Source organism: Dechloromonas sp. CZR5 (assembly GCF_008711155.1).
In the GTDB taxonomy this organism is placed as follows: Bacteria; Pseudomonadota; Gammaproteobacteria; order Burkholderiales; family Rhodocyclaceae; genus Azonexus.
Window position 1 is genome coordinate 78,665 of record NZ_VUYQ01000005.1, and the last position, 17,110, is coordinate 95,774.

Here is a 17,110-nt window from a genome sequence, read left to right on the forward strand (position 1 = left end):
TATCTGATCGCGTATCCATGAAGAAAATACTGAAATGCTGGATGGTGGTGCTTGGCCTGGGTAGCTCGTTGGCCAGCGCACAGACGGCCTACGACTTGCCGCGCCTCGAATCGCTGGCGCTGGAAAACAACCGTGCCGTGCAGGCAATGCGCGACCAGGTCAACGCGGCACGCGCTGCGGTAACGACGGCCGGCGCCTTCCCCAACCCGGAAGTGGAGTATCAGAGCGGGACGGCGCGCTCGCGCGGCGTCGGCGGCAACAGCGGCGATGCCCGGAGCGCGACGCTGACCCAGCCGCTCGACCTGCCCTGGATTCGCTCGGCGCGTATCAACGCGGCTGAAGCCGGGCTGGTCGTGGCCAGCACGGCGGCGCTGACGTTTGACGCCGACGTGGTGGCTCGCCTGCGTCTGCGCTATTTCGACGTGCTACGGCGCGAAGCCGAGTTGCGTAATGCACGTCTCGATACCGAACTGGTCGAGGGCATGCGCTCGCGCATCGCCGCGCGTGTCGAGACTGGCGAAGCGCCGCGTTTCGAACTGATCAAGGCCGAGGCCGAATCGCTGAATGCGAGCAAGGCCGTGCAGGCCGCCGGTTTTCGCGTGATGCAGGCGCGCGCCTTGTTGCGTCAGGCGGTTGGCGATGCCCTGCCGCAGGATTTCGCGCTCGCCGGCGGCTTGCCCGATGTGCCTGAGTTGGCGTCGCTGGAAGGCAGCCGTCGCCAGATGCAGGTGTCGAGCCCCGATCTGGCGCGCAGCCGGGCCGAATTGGCACGCGCTCAGCGCATGCTCGACTTGGAGCGCCGCAAGCGCTGGCCGACAGTGGCCCTGAAAGCCTCGCGCGACCAGGACCCGGATATGAATACCTCGCGTTTCGGCCTGACCGTCAGCATCCCGCTGTGGGATCGCCGCAGCGGCCCGATTGGCGAGGCCGAGGCGCAACTGGCGCGGGCCCGCAACGAACTCGAGGCCCAGGCTTTTGCGCTGGATCAGTCGCTGGATGCCGCCTACCAGGTGTATGACATTGCCCGTACCCAGGTCGGCGCGCTCGAGTCGGGCATCGTCAAGAAAGCGGAGGCGGCGCTGAAAGTCGCCGAGTCGGCGTATCGATTCGGTGAGCGCGGCTTCCTCGATGTGGTCGATGCCCAGCGCGTCTATCGCGCGGCACGGAGCGAATTGATTACGGCGCGCCACGAATTGGCCGCCGCCTGGGTGGAAATTGAACGACTGCGGGCTTTGCCCGGAGGAAAAGCTGAATGAAAAAAACGATGATTGCCCTGTTGTCCGCGGCCGTGCTGGCCGGGTGCGGGGAGGAGAAAAGCGCGCCGGCCAACCAGGCGGCCCACGATCCACTGTCAGTCAAGCCGGCACCGGAACTGGTCAGCCAATTGAAAACGGCGGTGGTCGGTACCGAGTCCGTCGCTGAAATGCTGCGTGTGGCCGGTAGTGTCGAGTTCGATGAGCAGCGTGTGGCGCGTATCGGTGCCTCGGTTACCGGGCGCGTTGTCGAAGTCGACGTCTTGCCCGGCCAAGTGGTGCAGAAAGGCGAATTGCTGGCGCGTCTGAACAGCAGCGAACTGGCCAGCCAGCAACTAGCCTATCTCAAGGCGCGCGCACAACTGGAACTCAACCGGCGCGCCGCCGAGCGCGCCAAGGCGCTGCTCGCCGCCGACGTGATCGGTTCGGCCGAATTGCAGCGGCGCGAAAGCGAATACCAGATATCGGTTGCCGAAACGCGTGCCGCCGCCGACCAGTTGCGTCTGCTCGGCTTCTCCGAGGCGGCGATCAATCGCCTCGGCGTGCAGGGCGCAGTCGATTCGGTGACGCCGGTGTCGGCCTCCCGCTCTGGGGTCGTCGTCGAGCGCCGCGTGGCGATGGGGCAGGTGGTGCAGCCTGCCGATACGCTGTTCGTCGTTGCCGATCTGTCGCGGGTGTGGGCCGTCGCCCAGGTGCCGGAGCAGCAGGTTGGCCAGGTTCGTGTCGGTCAGTCGGTGAGTATCGAGGTGCCGGCGCTGGGCAACGAAAGCCGCGTCGGCAAACTGATTTTCGTTGGCCAGACGGTCGACCCCGAGATGCGTACGGTGCTTGTTCGCACCGAGCTGGAGAATCGCGACGGTGCGCTCAAACCGGCCATGCTGACCTCGATGCTGATCGCTGCGCGGCCGAGCGAAAAGCTGGTGGTGCCGGCCAGCGCCGTGGTGCGCGAAGGCGACGACGAGAATGTGTTCGTCGCGGTCGAGGACGGCAGCTACCGCCTCGTCAAGGTCAAGCTGGCGCCCGAGCAGGGCGGCCGCCGGGTCGTGCTGTCCGGCCTCAAGGGCGGTGAGAAGCTGGTTATCGAGGGGGCTTTCCACCTCAATAACGAACGCAATCGCCAGGCGGCGGAGGGATCATGATCGAGTCGCTGGTTCGCTCGGCGCTTGCCCAGCGCCTGATCGTCGCGGTGATCGCGGCGATCTGTCTGGCTTTCGGGCTGGATGCGGCACGCAAGCTGTCGGTCGACGCTTTCCCTGACGTCACCAATATCCAGGTCCAGATCGCCACCGAGGCGCCGGGGCGTTCGCCGGAAGAAGTCGAGCGTTTCGCCACGGTGCCGCTGGAAGTGGCGATGACCGGCCTGCCCGGTCTGACCGAGATGCGTTCGCTGAACAAGCCTGGCCTGTCGCTGATCACGCTGGTGTTCACCGACCAGACCAACGTCTATTTCGCCCGCCAACTGGTCATGGAGCGCCTGCTCGAAGTCGGCACCCGCCTGCCGCAGGGCATCACGCCGGTGCTTGGGCCGGTGTCCACCGGTTTGGGCGAAGTCTTTCAATACACGCTGGAGCGCGCCGACGACGGCGAGCGGGCCTTGACCCAGGAGGAGCTGATGCAGCGCCGGGTGGCCCAGGACTGGGTGGTACGCCCGCTGTTGCGCTCGATTTCCGGCGTCGCCGAAATCAACTCGCAGGGCGGCTTCGCCAAGCAATACCAGGTTCAGGTCAACCCGGACAAGCTGCGCCACTATGGCATCAGCGTCGCCGAGGTTTACCAGGCGGTCGGCCGCAACAACGCCAATGCCGGCGGCGGCGTGCTGCCGCAGTATGCCGAGCAATACCTGATACGCGGTATCGGTCTGGTCCGCGATGTCGAGGACTTGAAGTTGATCGTGCTGCGCGAGCGCGGCGGCGTGCCGGTGTATCTGCGCGATGTCGCCGAGGTCGATATCGGCCACGAAGTCCGTCAGGGCGCGCTGGTCAAGAACGGTGTCACCGAATCGGTCGGCGGCATCGTCATGATGCTGGCCGGCGGCAATGCCAAGGAGGTGGTCGGCCGCATCAAGGCGCGCGTCGACGAGATCAACGCCAAGGGCATGCTGCCCGACGGCTTGAAGATCGTGCCGTATTACGACCGCTCCGAGCTGGTCGATGCCGCGCTGTGGACGGTGACCAAGGTGCTGCTCGAAGGCGTCGCTCTGGTCGTTGTTGTGCTCTTCCTCTTCCTCGGCGATGTGCGTTCGTCGCTGATCGTCGTCGCCACGCTGGTGTTGACTCCCCTGCTCACTTTCTTTGCGATGAACAAGCTGGGCATCTCAGCCAACCTGATGTCGCTCGGCGGCCTGGCCATCGCCATCGGCCTGATGGTGGACGGTTCGGTGGTCGTCGTCGAAAACGCCTTCGCCCAGCTCGGCCGTGCCGGGCAGGCCGGCGAGAACAAGGTGCGGGTGATCCTGCGCGCCGTCGTCGAGGTGGCGACGCCGGTGATCTTCGGCGTCGGCATCATCATCCTCGTTTTCCTGCCGCTGATGACGCTGGAGGGCATGGAAGGCAAGATGTTCGCGCCGCTGGCCTACACCATCGCCATCGCGCTGGCCATTTCGCTGGTGCTGTCGCTAACGCTGACGCCGGTCATGTCGAGCTACCTGCTCAAGGCGCCAGAACATGATGGTGACCACGATACTCGGCTGATCAAGGCGATCAAGCGCCCCTACGTCAAGTTGTTGCACTGGGCGCTGGGCAACGAGCGCAAGACGGTCGTCATTTCGATCGCCGTCTTCATCGCCTCGATCGCCGCGCTGCCGCTGCTCGGCACCGCCTTCATCCCGGAGATGAAGGAAGGCTCGATCGTGCCGGGCATCACGCGGGTGCCGAATATTTCCCTCGAAGAGTCGATCAAAATGGAAATGGAAGCGACGCGCCTGATGCGTGAGGTGCCGGGCGTCAAGTCGGTGGTTTCCGGTGTCGGCCGCGGCGAATCGCCGGCCGACCCACAGGGCCCGAACGAATCGTCGCCCATCGTCAGCCTGCTGCCGCGCGATGAATGGCCGGATGGCTGGGGCGAGGAAGACATCGCCAAGGCGCTGCGCGAGAAATTGAAGGTGCTGCCGGGCGTGCAGATCGTGATGTCGCAGCCGATTTCGGCGCGGGTGGCGGAAATGGTCACCGGCGTGCGTTCCGACATCGCGGTCAAGATTTTCGGCGACGATCTCGAACAGCTGCGCAAGGCCGCCGCCCAGATCGGCCGCATCGCGCAATCGCTGGACGGTGCCAACGACCTTCGCATCGAGCGGGTCAGCGGACAGCAGTACCTGACCATCGAAATCGACCGCCAGGCAATCGCCCGCCTCGGCATCAACGTCGCCGACGTCAACGATCTGATCGAGACCGCGGTGGGCGGCAAGGTAGCCAGCGAAATCTTCGAGGGCGAACGCCGCTTCCCGGCGGCCGTGCGTCTGCCGGAGCGCTTCCGCAACAACATCGAAGCCATCTCCAATATCCTGATCAAGTCGCCGGATGGTGCCACGGCCCGCTTGGCCGATGTCGCCAAAATCCGCGTCCAGGACGGTCCGGCGCAGATTTCGCGCGAACTCGGCAAGCGCCGCATTGTTGTCGGCGTCAACGTCAAGGAGCGCGATCTGGGCGGTTTCGTTGCCGAACTGCAACAAAAGGTCGATCAGCAGGTCAAACTTCCGGATGGCTACTACCTGGAGTGGGGCGGTCAGTTCCAGAACATGGAGCGGGCGCTCGGTCACCTCGGCGTGATCATCCCGATCACCATCGCGGCGATTTTCTTCCTGCTCTTCCTGCTCTTTAATTCGCTGCGCTATGCGACGCTGATCATTACCGTCCTGCCTTTCGCGTCGATCGGCGGTATCTTCGGCTTGCTCGTTTCCGGCGAATACCTGTCGGTACCGGCGTCGGTCGGCTTCATCGCGCTGTGGGGCATCGCCGTGCTCAACGGTGTTGTGCTCGTCTCCTACATCCGCAGTCTGCGCGACGAAGGGCGTAGCGTTCGGGAGGCCATTGTCGAGGGGGCAACCCTGCGCTTCCGGCCAGTCATGATGACGGCGACGGTTGCCATGCTTGGCTTGATCCCTTTCCTGTTTTCGACAGGACCCGGTTCGGAAGTGCAAAGGCCGCTGGCTATTGTCGTTATCGGTGGATTGATTACATCGACCTTACTCACCCTGGTGGTGCTGCCCACCATTTACCGCTGGTTTGACGAAGAGGGAGCCGAAGCATGAAGGAAATCAAAGCCATCATTCGACCTCACAAGTTGGCGGCGCTGCGCGATGCGCTAATGGCGCTGCCAGGTTTTCCTGGCATGACGGTCACGAAGGTGGACGGGTGCAGCGCTCCCGAACGCCACGTTCCGGCCAAGGTCAAAATCAAGGACGAACTGACTGAATACATGCCCAAGGTCCGTATCGAAATCGTTTCCCCGGACGAGGTGGCCGAAACGATTTTTCAGCGCATCATCGAAATAGCCCAGACCGGTCATTACGGCGACGGATTGGTCTGGATCGCCGACGTCGAAAAGGCAGCGTTCGTATTCAAGACGACGCAGGGTCAGGACGAGCGATAGTAAGGCCAGTATTACTTTCGCGAGGTGTGGAGGAATTCACAGGCATCTGACCGGGGTCGTCGTTAGCATTGAGACTGTCAAAACGCCCATAGGGCCAAAGCGCAGTCTCAGTAACATGGAAGCACAACTCAGCCTCGTCACACCCAACACCCTGATGTCTCCGGAAGACCTTCAGGAGGGCATTGCCAGCCTGTCGCGCGGCGCCTATTTCGCAGAAGCCGGTCTGGATATGATGCTCAGCATCCTGACCGAGTCGGCGGCCAATATTTGCGGTGTGGAGCGAGCCGGTATCTGGGCGCTGACAGACGACCGGCGTGAACTGCGCTGTCTTGGTCTGTTCGAACGCGCGAAACGGCTGCACAGCAGCGGTAACGTCATCGATGCCATCGGTCACCCGATCTTCTTTGCGGCGCTGCAAGAAGGTAGATGCATCGCAGTCGACGATGTCTATGTGCATCCGGTGACGGCAGAATTCGTCAGCTATTACCTGCCGCGCCACCGGGTTACCGCCATGCTCGTCACGCCCATCCATCTTCGTGGCGAACTGCAGGGTATTCTGTGCCTCGAGCAGGTGGGTTCGCGGCAGCCGTGGGCGGCCGCGCATCAGATTTTTGCCCAGGCCGTGGCCAATCTGGTGACGCTGGCGCTGGTCGACTATGAGGCGGGCGAAGCCCGGCTTGAAGCGTGCACGGCAGTAGAGCAGTTGCGGGCGGTTATCAATGCGTCGCAGGACGCCATGTTGCTTGCCGATGCGCAGAGCGGTGAAATACTCGATGTCAATCGTCAGGCTGAAGCGCTGACCGGCCGTTCACGTGAAGAATTGCTCGGGCGTCACCATGTCAGTCTTTATTCCGTCGAGCAACAGTCCGTTGTGACGGGAGAAGTCAGCCGCATGCTGGAAGGCCGCGCGACAGCGGGTCGCTTGGCAGCGGAGGTCCAGCGTAGCGACGGGCGCCGAGTTCAGGTTAGCGTGTCGGCCGAGAGAACGGACCTCAGCGACGGCCGTCGTTTGGCGCTCAGCATTCTGCGGGCGGCCTAAGCGGCCACTGCGTCAATCGTTTTTCCCAGTGTATCGATGAGCGCCAGGAGTTGTTCCCTGGCTGCAGTGCCGTCCAGCTCGTTGGCGTACCGCGTCACCGAGTCGGCAAACTGGCGGGCGAGGTGCATGACGCCCCATATCTCGAGTGATTCGGCATCCTGTGCCAGTTTGAGTGCTTCCGTGGTCAAGACATAGGCATCGGGCGGCAAGGCTGCCAGGGCATCGCGCAGCAACTCCAGTTGTTCGTGGGCCTCGCTCACGAACAGGCGGTCAAGGAGCAGCGATCGTTGGCTGGCGTCGTTGGCGCTGGCGGTCGTTTCGAGTCGCTCGGCAAAGTGTCGCGCGCGCTCGGCAAATGCCTCTTGCTCGAGGCCAAGCGGGTCGTCCAGGCACTCGATTGTGGCGGTCAGCGCAGCGATGAGGCGTGGTGACGGATTTCCTTCCTCGAGCCGATCGGCTGCTCCGGCCAGCGCTTCGCCAAGGCGGAGGCAATCGCTGTCGGCGGTTTCCAGGGCAATGCCATAGAGCTTGAATACGGCGGGTCGAACGTCGTCGGCGCTGGCGCCATGGCGCTGGGACCAGGCCTGTTCCAGCGTGGTGCTAGCCTCAACCCAGCGTTCATTCAGTTTTGGATCGAAGCGGGGCGGGCGGGATTTCTCCACCCAGGGCAGGAGGGCGGCAGTCGCGTCCAGTGTCGGTGCGAGCGCCGCCCGTGATTCCTCGAGATCGTCCTCGGGAATGTCGTCCATTTTTCCTTAGTTGCCGGCCAGCTTGGCGAATGCCGAAACGACTTCCGGCGGGGCCTGCACCAGTTCGATCAGCACGCCTTCGCCGCCGATCGGGAATTCCTCGTTACCCTTCGGGTGCAGGAAGGTGATGTCGAACCCGGCTGCGCCCTTGCGGATGCCGCCCGGCGCAAAGCGCACGCCGTTGGCCGACAGCCATTCGACGGCCTTGGGCAGGTCGTCGATCCACAGGCCGACGTGGTTGAGCGGCGTCGCGTGCACGGCCGGCTTCTTTTCCGGGTCGAGCGGCTGCATCAGGTCGACCTCGACCTTGAACGGGCCGGTGCCCATGGCGCAGATGTCCTCATCGACGTTTTCGCGTTCCGAGACGAAGGTGCTGGTGATTTCCAGGCCGAATTTTTCGACCCACAACGTGCGCAGCTTTTCCTTGGAAGGGCCACCGATGGCGATTTGCTGGATGCCGAGAACCTTGAACGGACGTGTCATGACTGGATTCCTGTCTGGTGTTGATGAACGTAATCCATAATTATAGAGGCTTCTTCCGGTAGGCAAAGACTAGCATGGCGACCCCGGTCAGAATCATCGGCAGCGATAGCCACTGCCCCATGCTGATTGTGTACGACTGTCCGAAAATCCCGTGATCGGGCTCGCGGAAAAACTCGGTGATGAAACGGAAGCTGCCGTAGCCGATCAGGAACACACCGGACACTGCCGCCCGAGGTCGCGGCTGGCGGCTGTACAGCCAGAGGATGGCGAACAGCGCCAGGCCTTCCAGTCCGACATGGTAGAGCTGGGAGGGGTGGCGCGGCTGCATGTCTCCGGATTGCGGAAAGATCATCGCCCACGGCAGGTTGGGGTCGGCGATGCGGCCCCACAGTTCGCCGTTGATGAAATTGCCGATGCGTCCTGCGGCCAGGCCGAGCGGGACCAGCGGGGCAACGAAATCCATCACATCGAACCAGTTCAGGGCGTACTTGCGCGTCCACAGGCCCATGGCCACCAGCACCCCGAGGAAGCCGCCATGGAAGCTCATGCCGCCCTTCCAGACAGCGAGGATTTCCAGCGGATTGGCCAGGTAGTAGCCGGGTTCGTAGAACAGCACCTGTCCCAGCCGGCCGCCGAGAATGACGCCGAGCATGCCGTAGAACAGCAGGTCGTCGAGTTGTTCGACGGTCAGGAAGCCGGGGCGGCTTTTGATGCGCAGTCGCCCGAGCAAAATAAATTGAACGAAGGCGAGCAGGTACATCAAACCGTACCAGCGTACGGAAAGCGGGCCGACGGAAAAGGCAACGGGGTCGAACTGCGGGTGTAGAAGCATTGCAGGCGCAGAGTGGGCTAGAATTAGCCGATTATAGTTCGCGCCCGTGACAACACCGTGGCGTTCAGTTTCAGACGGAGAGAGAGTCATGCCGCAATATCGTTCCCATACCTCCACCCACGGCCGCAACATGGCGGGTGCCCGCTCCTTGTGGCGCGCCACCGGCATGAAGGATGGCGACTTCGGCAAGCCGATCATTGCCGTGGTCAATAGCTTTACGCAATTCGTGCCCGGCCACGTCCACCTCAAGGATCTGGGGCAGATGGTGGCGCGCGAGATCGAAGCGGCAGGCGGCGTCGCCAAGGAGTTCAATACCATTGCCATCGACGACGGCATCGCCATGGGCCACAGCGGCATGCTCTATTCGCTGCCCAGCCGCGACCTGATCGCCGACTCGGTTGAATACATGGTTAACGCCCACTGCGCCGACGCCATGGTCTGTATCTCCAACTGCGACAAGATCACCCCGGGCATGCTGATGGCCGCCATGCGCCTCAATATTCCGGTTGTCTTTGTCTCCGGCGGGCCGATGGAAGCCGGCAAGGTCAAGTTGCAGGACAAGGTCGTACACCTTGATCTGGTCGATGCCATGGTCAAGGCGGCCGATGCATCCGTGTCGCAGGCAGATCTCGACGAAATCGAACGCTCCGCCTGTCCGACCTGCGGTTCGTGCTCCGGCATGTTCACCGCCAACTCGATGAACTGCCTGACCGAGGCACTCGGCCTGTCGCTGCCCGGCAACGGCACTGTCGTGGCCACACACGCCGACCGCCAGCAACTGTTCCTGCGCGCCGGTCGCCTCGCCGTCGAGCTGTGCAAGCGCTACTACGAACAGGACGATGCCTCGGTGTTGCCGCGCTCGATCGCCACCCGTGGTGCCTTCGAAAATGCCATGACTCTGGATGTGGCGATGGGCGGTTCGACCAATACCGTGCTGCACATCCTGGCTGCAGCGCAGGAAGCCGGTGTCGATTTCACCATGGCCGACATCGACCGCATTTCGCGTTCCGTGCCCTGCCTGTGCAAGGTGGCGCCGATGACCGACAAGTACCACATCGAGGACGTCCATCGTGCCGGCGGCATCATGGGTATCCTCGGTGAACTCGATCGTGCCGGCCTGCTTCATCGTGACGCGCCGACCGTCCATGCCAAGAACCTGGGCGAGGCGATCGACCGTTGGGACGTGGTGCGCGAACACGACGTCAAGGTGCATAACTTCTTCAAGGCAGCACCGGGTGGCGTGCCGACGCAAGTGGCCTTCTCGCAGGATCGCCGCTTCAACGAACTCGACCTCGATCGCACCCACGGCTGTATCCGTAACAAGGCCAACGCCTATTCCAAGGACGGTGGCCTGGCAGTGCTCTACGGCAACATCGCGCTCGATGGCTGTATCGTCAAGACGGCCGGTGTCGACGAGTCGATCTGGAAATTCACCGGCCGTGCCCGTGTCTTCGAGAGCCAGGATACGGCCGTCGAAGGCATCCTTGCCGGGCAGATTGTCGCCGGCGACGTGGTGGTCATCCGCTATGAAGGCCCGAAGGGCGGCCCGGGCATGCAGGAAATGCTCTATCCGACCTCCTACCTGAAGTCGATGGGTCTGGGCAAGGAGTGTGCCCTGCTCACCGATGGCCGCTTCTCCGGCGGCACCTCCGGTCTCTCCATTGGCCACGCCTCGCCGGAAGCGGCCGACGGCGGCGCTATCGGCCTGGTGGAAGAGGGTGACACCATCGAGATCGATATCCCGAATCGCCGCATCCATCTGGCCGTTTCCGACGACACGCTGGCCCAGCGGCGCGCTGCCATGGATGCCAAGGGAGATGCCGCCTGGCAGCCGATCAGCCGTGAGCGCACGGTTTCCGCTGCCCTGCAGGCCTATGCCCTGATGGCCACTTCGGCCGACAAGGGCGCGGTGCGCGACGTCACGCAAATCCAGCGCCGCAAATGACGCTCCCCGTCTGGCTCGGGTTTTTGCTGGCGGCGATTGTGATCGCCGTCACGCCCGGGCCGGGCGCCGTGATCAGCATGAGCACCGGCATCCGCCACGGCTATTGGGCGGCCTTAACCGCCATTCTGGGGCTGCAGGCGGCGCTGCTCATCCAGCTCTTCGGTGTGGCACTCGGCCTCGGGGCCGTGTTGGCGGCATCCGAAGCGGCGTTCTCGGTAATCAAATTTCTGGGGGCGGGCTACCTGCTCTGGCTGGGTATTCGGAAGTGGTTTTCACCCGTCGTTCCGGTGGATGCTGATGCGCCGCCGATGTATCGAAAGGGGCTCTTTCTGCAGGGTCTGCTGGTCAACCTGACGAACCCCAAGGCCGTCATTTTTATCGGCGCCTTGGTGCCCCAGTTTGTCGATCCATTGCAGCCTCAGGTGCCTCAATATGCCGTCATTTCCGCGACCTTGTGCGTGATCGACACGCTGGTGATGTCCGGCTATGCATTGATGGCTGCGCGCTTGGGCCGTTGGATGCACGATCCGCGCAGCATACGGTTGCAGAACAGGTTGTTCGGCGGGCTGTTCGTTTCGGCTGGGGCCTTGTTGGCCATTTCCGGTCGTCCTTCCTGAGACGGCAGGTCAACCCTGGAGGGCTCCGGGGCGTTATATGCCTGCGGATGCCAGGAAGCCAGGGCGCCCTCCTGTTTGCCAGGGGCCGAAAAGGGTTTTATCATCCGATTCTGTTGTTTCCACCAACCCGATGAACGGAGCGAGAGAGAATGAAAGCTGTTTACATTGCCATGATGGCTGCGGCAGGTATCGTGATGGCCGGTCAGGCGAACGCCGACGAAGCACTGGCCAAGGCCAAGAACTGCATGTCCTGCCATGCCATCGACAAGAAGCTGGTTGGCCCGGCCTATAAGGATGTTGCGGCCAAGTACAAGGGTGATGCCAAGGCTCCGGCTGCTCTGGCTGCCAAGATCAAGGCGGGTGGCAAGGGTGCCTGGGGCGAAATCCCGATGCCGCCAAACAACGTTACCGAAGACGAAGCCAAGAAGCTGGCTGCCTGGGTTCTGTCTCAGAAGTAATTTTGCTTCAAATCCGCGAAAAGCCGGCTATATGCCGGCTTTTCTGTTTTTGGGTGTTGACAGGGTGTGAAGTCGTCTGGATAATCTCGGGTTCTTCCGGAGGGATACCCAAGCGGTCAACGGGAACAGACTGTAAATCTGTCGGCTCAGCCTTCGAAGGTTCGAATCCTTCTCCCTCCACCAGATTGAATGCTGTAGCGGCCTGTGCTGCGGGCGTAGGGTTTTGCGGGTGTAGCTCAATGGTAGAGCTGAAGCCTTCCAAGCTTAAGACGAGGGTTCGATTCCCTTCACCCGCTCCACGACACGGTACGGCTGGAGTTTTAAGGTAGGCCCATGTGGCTCAGTGGTAGAGCACTCCCTTGGTAAGGGAGAGGTCGGCAGTTCGATCCTGCCCATGGGCACCACCGATTAGCTTGGATTCTGGATTTTTATTTATCTGATTATTGAGGAACTGGAATGGCTAAGGAAAAATTCGAGCGTACGAAACCGCACGTAAACGTTGGCACGATTGGTCACGTTGACCACGGCAAGACCACGCTGACCGCTGCGATCACGACGGTGCTGTCGGCCAAGTTCGGCGGTGCTGCCAAGAAGTACGATGAAATCGACGCTGCGCCGGAAGAAAAGGCTCGCGGTATCACGATCAATACCGCCCACGTCGAATACGAAACCGCCAACCGTCACTACGCCCACGTTGACTGCCCGGGCCACGCCGACTACGTCAAGAACATGATTACCGGTGCCGCCCAGATGGACGGTGCGATTCTGGTCTGTTCCGCCGCTGACGGCCCGATGCCGCAAACCCGCGAACACATCCTGCTCGCCCGCCAGGTTGGCGTGCCGTACGTTCTCGTTTTCATGAACAAGTGCGACATGGTTGACGACGCCGAGCTGCTCGAACTGGTCGAAATGGAACTGCGCGAGCTGCTCTCCAAGTACGACTTCCCGGGCGACGACACCCCGATCATCCACGGCTCCGCACTCAAGGCCCTGGAAGGCGACCAGTCCGAAATCGGCGAACCCGCCATCTTCCGCCTGGCTGACGCCCTGGACTCCTACATCCCGACCCCGGAGCGCGCTGTCGACATGCCGTTCCTGATGCCGGTCGAAGACGTCTTCTCCATCTCCGGTCGCGGTACCGTTGTCACCGGTCGTGTTGAGCGCGGCATCGTCAAGGTCGGCGAAGAAATCGAAATCGTCGGTATCCGTCCGACCCAGAAGACCACCTGTACCGGTGTCGAAATGTTCCGCAAGCTGCTCGACCAAGGTCAAGCCGGCGACAACATCGGCGCCCTGCTGCGTGGCACCAAGCGTGAAGACGTCGAGCGTGGTCAAGTCCTGTGCAAGCCGGGCTCCATCACCCCGCACACCCACTTCACGGGCGAAGTGTATGTTCTGTCCAAGGACGAAGGTGGTCGTCACACCCCGTTCTTCAACAACTACCGTCCGCAGTTCTACTTCCGTACGACCGACGTGACCGGCGCCATCTCGCTGCCGGAAGGCGTTGAAATGGTCATGCCGGGTGACAACATCCAGATGACGGTCAAGCTGATCGCCCCGATCGCCATGGAAGAAGGTCTGCGCTTCGCTATCCGCGAAGGCGGTCGTACCGTCGGCGCCGGCGTTGTCGCCAAGATCATCGAGTAATCGATCGTAGTAAAAGTTGCAAAAGCGCTCCGGGTGACCGGGGCGCTTTAGTGTCTCTGCAGCAGGGGTGTAGCTCAATTGGTAGAGCGCCGGTTTCCAAAACCGAAGGTCGGGGGTTCGATTCCCTCCGCCCCTGCCACTCTCTTTAAAGATCGCGAACGTCATGGCTGACAAGATCAAGTTTGCGCTGGCGCTGGTTATTCTGGCTGCTGGCGTGGCTGGCTTCTACCTGCTCTCCGAGCAGGCAATGATTTTGCGCGTCCTGGCGGTCCTCGTTGGGTTGGCGCTGGCAATTGTCGTGGCTTGGAAGACCGAGCCGGGGCAACGCTTCTTCGTTTTTGGTAACGAGGCGGTGGTCGAGGCCAAAAAGGTCGTCTGGCCGACCCGCAAGGAAACCATGCAAACCACCGGAGCGGTATTCGCTTTTGTTGTGGTCATGGCGATCTTCCTGTATCTGACTGACAAGAGCCTTGAAGTGGTCCTTTACGACTGGGTGCTGGGCTGGAAGAAATCATGAGCAAACGCTGGTACGTCGTACACGCCTACTCCGGCTTCGAAAAGAGTGTAATGCGCGCCATTCAGGAGCGCATTACCCGTTTGGGCATGCAGGAAAAATTCGGCCGGATTCTCGTTCCGGTTGAAGAAGTGGTTGAAATGAAGGGTGGCCAGAAGGCCATTTCGGAGCGCAAGTTCTTTCCGGGCTATGTGCTGTGCGAAATGGAAATGGATGACGATTCCTGGCATCTGGTGAAGAACACTCCGAAGGTTACGGGCTTCGTTGGCGGTACCGCCACCAAGCCAACCCCGATTTCCCAGAAGGAAGTCGACAAGATCATGCAGCAGATGCAGGAAGGGGTCGAAAAGCCCCGGCCCAAGGTGCTGTTCGAAGTGGGCGAAGTCGTTCGCGTCAAGGAAGGTCCGTTCACCGACTTCCATGGCTCGGTCGAGGACGTCAACTACGAAAAGAATCGCCTGCGTGTGTCGGTGACCATTTTCGGTCGCGCCACGCCGGTCGAACTGGAATTCGGTCAGGTCGAAAAAGCCTGATTTTGGTTTTAGGGTCTGCCGGAAGCCCCAATTCCGGCAAGAGGAGCGTCAGTAGTCGGCAGTTCTGCGATCAAAGCGCGCTACCACTCATAACTTAGGAGCAATCATGGCCAAGAAAATTGTAGGCTATATCAAGCTGCAAGTGCCGGCCGGCAAGGCGAATCCGTCGCCCCCGATCGGTCCCGCGCTGGGTCAGCGCGGTCTGAACATCATGGAATTCTGCAAGGCGTTCAACGCCCAGACCCAAGGCGTCGAGCCGGGCCTGCCGATTCCGGTTGTCATTACCGCCTACGCGGACAAGTCTTTCACCTTCGTGATGAAGACCCCGCCGGCAACCATCCTGATCAAGAAGGCTGCTGGTATCAAGTCCGGTTCGGCCAAGCCGCATACCGATAAGGTTGGCAAGATCACCCGCGCCCAGTGCGAAGAGATCGCCAAGACCAAGATGCCTGACCTGACCGCTGCCGATATGGAGGCAGCTATTCGCACCATCGCCGGCTCCGCCCGCTCGATGGGTATCACGGTGGAGGGTCTGTAATCATGGCCAAGCTCACGAAGAAACAAAAGGCTCTGGCCGAGAAGGTTGTCGCCCAGAAGCTGTACCCGCTGCAGGAAGCCCTGACCCTGGCCAAGGAAACCGCCACCGCCAAGTTTGACGAGTCGATCGACGTCGCCGTCAACCTCGGTGTTGATGCACGTAAATCCGACCAGGTCGTTCGCGGCTCCGTCGTTCTGCCGGCTGGTACCGGCAAATCCGTTCGCGTTGCCGTGTTCGCCCAGGGCGACAAGGCTGAAGCCGCCAAGGCCGCAGGCGCCGAAGTCGTCGGTTTTGACGACCTGGCTGCTGAAGTCAAGGCCGGCAACCTGAACTTTGACGTCGTCATCGCGACGCCGGACGCTATGAAGGTCGTTGGCCAGCTGGGCCAGATCCTCGGTCCGCGCGGCCTGATGCCGAACCCGAAGGTTGGTACCGTGACCATGGATGTCGCTACCGCCGTCAAGAACGCCAAGGCCGGTCAGGTTCAGTACCGTACCGACAAGGCCGGCATCGTTCACGCCACCATCGGCCGCGCTTCCTTCTCTGTCGAGAATCTGGAGACCAACCTGAAGGCGTTGATCGAAGCATTGCAAAAGGCCAAGCCGGCTTCTTCCAAGGGTCAGTACCTGAAGAAGATCGCCGTCTCCGCCACGATGGGCCCCGGCGTTCGCGTCGATCAGGCTTCGCTGGCTGGCTAAAAGTACTTTGGGTCATGGCGGATACTCCAGTGTTCGCCATGGATCGTCAAAGACCGCAGGCGCCTCGGTAACGGGGCTTAATCGCGAAAGCACCCTGCGCAGACGGTGTCCCCGAACAAGATTTTCTGCTGACCGGCAACGGGCAGCATAGCTTCTGGTTCAGGTCGCCGTAAGGGCGATGGAATTTTCCATCGTGTTATGACTTGAAAGGAGGAAAGACCTGTGGGTCTCAATCTGAACGACAAAAAAGCGGTTGTAGCTGAGGTGTCGGCACAAGTGGCCAACGCTCAGACCATCGTGGTCGCCGAATATCGTGGCATCGAGGTTACCGACCTCACCGTGCTGCGCAAGAAGGCCCGCGAGTCTGGCGTTTACCTGCGTGTGTTGAAGAACACCCTGGTGCGTCGCGCGGTCGCGGGCACCGAGTTCGCCGGCCTGGCTGACCAAATGGTCGGACCGCTGATTTACAGCGTTTCCGCCGACCCGGTGGCCGCTGCGAAGGTCCTCGCTGATTTCGCAAAAACCAACGACAAGCTCGTCCTGAAGGCCGGTTCCTACGCCGGCAAGGTGCTCGACAAGGCTGGCGTGCAAGCGCTCGCTTCCGTCCCGAGCCGCGAAGAGCTGCTCTCCAAGCTGCTGTACGTCATGCAGGCTCCGGTTGCCGGCTTCGTCCGCGGCCTGGCTGCACTGGCTACCCAGCGCGAAGAAGCTGCCGCTTAACCGTACCGCTTACGAACTGATTTAGGAGTTATTTGAAATGGCAATTAGCAAAGAAGACATCCTGGAAGCCGTTGGCTCCCTGACCGTTATGGAACTGAATGACCTGGTCAAGGCATTCGAAGAGAAGTTCGGCGTTTCCGCCGCTGCCGTCGCCGTTGCCGGCCCGGCTGGTGGTGGCGCTGCCGCTGCTGCTGAAGAGCAGACCGAATTCACCGTCGTCCTGACTGGTGCCGGTGACAAGAAGGTTGAAGTCATCAAGGTCGTCCGTGCCGCTACCGGCCTGGGTCTGAAGGAAGCCAAGGATCTGGTCGACGGTGCTCCGAAGCCGGTCAAGGAAGGCATTGCCAAGGCTGACGCCGAAGCTCTCAAGAAGCAACTGGAAGACGCTGGCGCCAAGGTCGAAATCAAGTAATCGACTTTTGCCCTGTGGGCTGGCGGTTTTTGCCGCCAGCCCTTTTGTGTTTTGTAAAACAGCTTAGACCGACCTACTGAAAATA

The 17,110-nt window shown here is 61.6% G+C and carries 18 protein-coding genes and 4 tRNA genes; 19 read left to right on the forward strand and 3 right to left on the reverse strand.

Annotated elements, in window-relative coordinates; translation table 11 throughout:
* Positions 1 to 17: 17 nt before the first annotated feature.
* From F1002_RS14055 to F1002_RS14075, 5 genes are all read left to right on the forward strand, one after another.
* Positions 18 to 1,256, forward strand: a complete 1,239-nt coding sequence (locus F1002_RS14055; protein ID WP_150429687.1) for a TolC family protein — start codon at positions 18 to 20, stop codon at positions 1,254 to 1,256.
* The gene (locus F1002_RS14060; RefSeq protein ID WP_150429688.1) at positions 1,253 to 2,392 is read left to right on the forward strand and encodes an efflux RND transporter periplasmic adaptor subunit; all 1,140 of its coding nucleotides are present in this window, start codon (positions 1,253 to 1,255) and stop codon (positions 2,390 to 2,392) included. The genes F1002_RS14055 and F1002_RS14060 overlap by 4 nt, the downstream gene beginning before the upstream one ends.
* Entirely contained in the window at positions 2,389 to 5,499 is a 3,111-nt protein-coding gene (locus F1002_RS14065) for an efflux RND transporter permease subunit (protein WP_150429689.1), read from the forward strand. The genes F1002_RS14060 and F1002_RS14065 overlap by 4 nt, the downstream gene beginning before the upstream one ends.
* Complete coding sequence (locus F1002_RS14070) at positions 5,496 to 5,840, forward strand: P-II family nitrogen regulator (protein ID WP_150429690.1); 345 nt, start codon at positions 5,496 to 5,498, stop codon at positions 5,838 to 5,840. The genes F1002_RS14065 and F1002_RS14070 overlap by 4 nt, the downstream gene beginning before the upstream one ends.
* A gap of 115 nt (positions 5,841 to 5,955) precedes the next feature.
* Positions 5,956 to 6,879, forward strand: coding sequence for a PAS domain S-box protein (locus F1002_RS14075; protein WP_150429691.1), 924 nt, complete (start codon positions 5,956 to 5,958; stop codon positions 6,877 to 6,879).
* Here F1002_RS14075 and F1002_RS14080 read toward each other — a convergent pair.
* Genes F1002_RS14080 through lgt form a run of 3 tightly spaced genes read right to left on the reverse strand, consistent with a single transcriptional unit; the run spans position 6,876 to position 8,943 of the window.
* Positions 6,876 to 7,628 carry a hypothetical protein gene (locus tag F1002_RS14080; RefSeq protein ID WP_150429692.1) on the reverse strand — a complete coding sequence of 251 codons (753 nt, stop codon included), beginning with the start codon at positions 7,626 to 7,628 and terminating at the stop codon, positions 6,876 to 6,878. The two genes, F1002_RS14075 and F1002_RS14080, sit on opposite strands and share 4 nt — an antisense overlap.
* 6 nt (positions 7,629 to 7,634) lie before the next feature.
* Positions 7,635 to 8,111 (reverse strand): VOC family protein, encoded by a 477-nt coding sequence (locus tag F1002_RS14085; RefSeq protein ID WP_150429693.1) that lies wholly within the window; start codon positions 8,109 to 8,111, stop codon positions 7,635 to 7,637.
* Between the two features lie 40 nt (positions 8,112 to 8,151).
* Positions 8,152 to 8,943, reverse strand: a complete 792-nt coding sequence (lgt, locus tag F1002_RS14090; protein WP_150429694.1) for a prolipoprotein diacylglyceryl transferase — start codon at positions 8,941 to 8,943, stop codon at positions 8,152 to 8,154.
* An 88-nt stretch (positions 8,944 to 9,031) separates the two neighbouring features.
* On the opposite strand from lgt, the gene ilvD reads away from it, so the two are divergent.
* The 14 genes from ilvD (at position 9,032) to rplL (ending at position 17,025) form a co-directional block, all read left to right on the forward strand.
* Positions 9,032 to 10,888: a dihydroxy-acid dehydratase gene (ilvD, locus tag F1002_RS14095; RefSeq protein ID WP_150429695.1), complete on the forward strand. Its 1,857-nt coding sequence runs from the start codon at positions 9,032 to 9,034 to the stop codon at positions 10,886 to 10,888.
* On the forward strand, positions 10,885 to 11,505 hold the full coding sequence (gene rhtB, locus F1002_RS14100; RefSeq protein WP_150429696.1) for a homoserine/homoserine lactone efflux protein: 621 nt from the start codon (positions 10,885 to 10,887) through the stop codon (positions 11,503 to 11,505). Before ilvD ends, rhtB begins: the two co-directional genes overlap by 4 nt.
* Before the next feature lie 149 nt (positions 11,506 to 11,654).
* On the forward strand, positions 11,655 to 11,963 hold the full coding sequence (locus F1002_RS14105) for a c-type cytochrome (protein WP_150429697.1): 309 nt from the start codon (positions 11,655 to 11,657) through the stop codon (positions 11,961 to 11,963).
* A 98-nt stretch (positions 11,964 to 12,061) separates the two neighbouring features.
* Positions 12,062 to 12,146 (forward strand) — tRNA-Tyr (locus F1002_RS14110).
* A gap of 42 nt (positions 12,147 to 12,188) precedes the next feature.
* Positions 12,189 to 12,262 (forward strand) — tRNA-Gly (locus tag F1002_RS14115).
* A 30-nt stretch (positions 12,263 to 12,292) separates the two neighbouring features.
* Positions 12,293 to 12,367: transfer RNA gene (locus F1002_RS14120), tRNA-Thr, on the forward strand.
* A gap of 52 nt (positions 12,368 to 12,419) precedes the next feature.
* Positions 12,420 to 13,610 (forward strand): elongation factor Tu, encoded by a 1,191-nt coding sequence (gene tuf / locus F1002_RS14125; RefSeq protein WP_150429698.1) that lies wholly within the window; start codon positions 12,420 to 12,422, stop codon positions 13,608 to 13,610.
* A 63-nt stretch (positions 13,611 to 13,673) separates the two neighbouring features.
* A tRNA-Trp gene (locus F1002_RS14130) sits at positions 13,674 to 13,749 on the forward strand.
* Positions 13,750 to 13,773: 24 nt separating this feature from the next.
* Positions 13,774 to 14,127: a preprotein translocase subunit SecE gene (gene secE, locus F1002_RS14135; protein ID WP_150429699.1), complete on the forward strand. Its 354-nt coding sequence runs from the start codon at positions 13,774 to 13,776 to the stop codon at positions 14,125 to 14,127.
* The gene (nusG, locus tag F1002_RS14140; protein WP_150429700.1) at positions 14,124 to 14,657 is read left to right on the forward strand and encodes a transcription termination/antitermination protein NusG; all 534 of its coding nucleotides are present in this window, start codon (positions 14,124 to 14,126) and stop codon (positions 14,655 to 14,657) included. Before secE ends, nusG begins: the two co-directional genes overlap by 4 nt.
* 106 nt (positions 14,658 to 14,763) lie before the next feature.
* Positions 14,764 to 15,195, forward strand: a complete 432-nt coding sequence (rplK, locus tag F1002_RS14145) for a 50S ribosomal protein L11 (RefSeq protein ID WP_150429701.1) — start codon at positions 14,764 to 14,766, stop codon at positions 15,193 to 15,195.
* A 2-nt stretch (positions 15,196 to 15,197) separates the two neighbouring features.
* Positions 15,198 to 15,893: a 50S ribosomal protein L1 gene (gene rplA / locus F1002_RS14150; protein ID WP_150429702.1), complete on the forward strand. Its 696-nt coding sequence runs from the start codon at positions 15,198 to 15,200 to the stop codon at positions 15,891 to 15,893.
* Positions 15,894 to 16,115: 222 nt separating this feature from the next.
* The gene (rplJ, locus tag F1002_RS14155; protein WP_150429703.1) at positions 16,116 to 16,613 is read left to right on the forward strand and encodes a 50S ribosomal protein L10; all 498 of its coding nucleotides are present in this window, start codon (positions 16,116 to 16,118) and stop codon (positions 16,611 to 16,613) included.
* Between the two features lie 37 nt (positions 16,614 to 16,650).
* Positions 16,651 to 17,025 (forward strand): 50S ribosomal protein L7/L12, encoded by a 375-nt coding sequence (gene rplL, locus F1002_RS14160; protein WP_150429704.1) that lies wholly within the window; start codon positions 16,651 to 16,653, stop codon positions 17,023 to 17,025.
* Positions 17,026 to 17,110: the final 85 nt, after the last annotated feature.

What these genes read in the sequence shown, in the direction of transcription:
- nusG (WP_150429700.1), top strand. Translation starts at nt 14,124, where the DNA reads ATGAGCAAACGCTGGTACGTCGTACACGCCTACTCCGGCTTCGAAAAG.
- F1002_RS14075 (WP_150429691.1), top strand. Translation starts at nt 5,956, where the DNA reads ATGGAAGCACAACTCAGCCTCGTCACACCCAACACCCTGATGTCTCCG.
- F1002_RS14060 (WP_150429688.1), top strand. Translation starts at nt 1,253, where the DNA reads ATGAAAAAAACGATGATTGCCCTGTTGTCCGCGGCCGTGCTGGCCGGG.
- F1002_RS14085 (WP_150429693.1), bottom strand. Translation starts at nt 8,111, where the DNA reads ATGACACGTCCGTTCAAGGTTCTCGGCATCCAGCAAATCGCCATCGGT.
- tuf (WP_150429698.1), top strand. Translation starts at nt 12,420, where the DNA reads ATGGCTAAGGAAAAATTCGAGCGTACGAAACCGCACGTAAACGTTGGC.
- lgt (WP_150429694.1), bottom strand. Translation starts at nt 8,943, where the DNA reads ATGCTTCTACACCCGCAGTTCGACCCCGTTGCCTTTTCCGTCGGCCCG.
- secE (WP_150429699.1), top strand. Translation starts at nt 13,774, where the DNA reads ATGGCTGACAAGATCAAGTTTGCGCTGGCGCTGGTTATTCTGGCTGCT.
- rhtB (WP_150429696.1), top strand. Translation starts at nt 10,885, where the DNA reads ATGACGCTCCCCGTCTGGCTCGGGTTTTTGCTGGCGGCGATTGTGATC.
- F1002_RS14065 (WP_150429689.1), top strand. Translation starts at nt 2,389, where the DNA reads ATGATCGAGTCGCTGGTTCGCTCGGCGCTTGCCCAGCGCCTGATCGTC.
- rplK (WP_150429701.1), top strand. Translation starts at nt 14,764, where the DNA reads ATGGCCAAGAAAATTGTAGGCTATATCAAGCTGCAAGTGCCGGCCGGC.
- F1002_RS14070 (WP_150429690.1), top strand. Translation starts at nt 5,496, where the DNA reads ATGAAGGAAATCAAAGCCATCATTCGACCTCACAAGTTGGCGGCGCTG.
- rplL (WP_150429704.1), top strand. Translation starts at nt 16,651, where the DNA reads ATGGCAATTAGCAAAGAAGACATCCTGGAAGCCGTTGGCTCCCTGACC.
- rplA (WP_150429702.1), top strand. Translation starts at nt 15,198, where the DNA reads ATGGCCAAGCTCACGAAGAAACAAAAGGCTCTGGCCGAGAAGGTTGTC.
- F1002_RS14105 (WP_150429697.1), top strand. Translation starts at nt 11,655, where the DNA reads ATGAAAGCTGTTTACATTGCCATGATGGCTGCGGCAGGTATCGTGATG.
- ilvD (WP_150429695.1), top strand. Translation starts at nt 9,032, where the DNA reads ATGCCGCAATATCGTTCCCATACCTCCACCCACGGCCGCAACATGGCG.
- F1002_RS14055 (WP_150429687.1), top strand. Translation starts at nt 18, where the DNA reads ATGAAGAAAATACTGAAATGCTGGATGGTGGTGCTTGGCCTGGGTAGC.
- F1002_RS14080 (WP_150429692.1), bottom strand. Translation starts at nt 7,628, where the DNA reads ATGGACGACATTCCCGAGGACGATCTCGAGGAATCACGGGCGGCGCTC.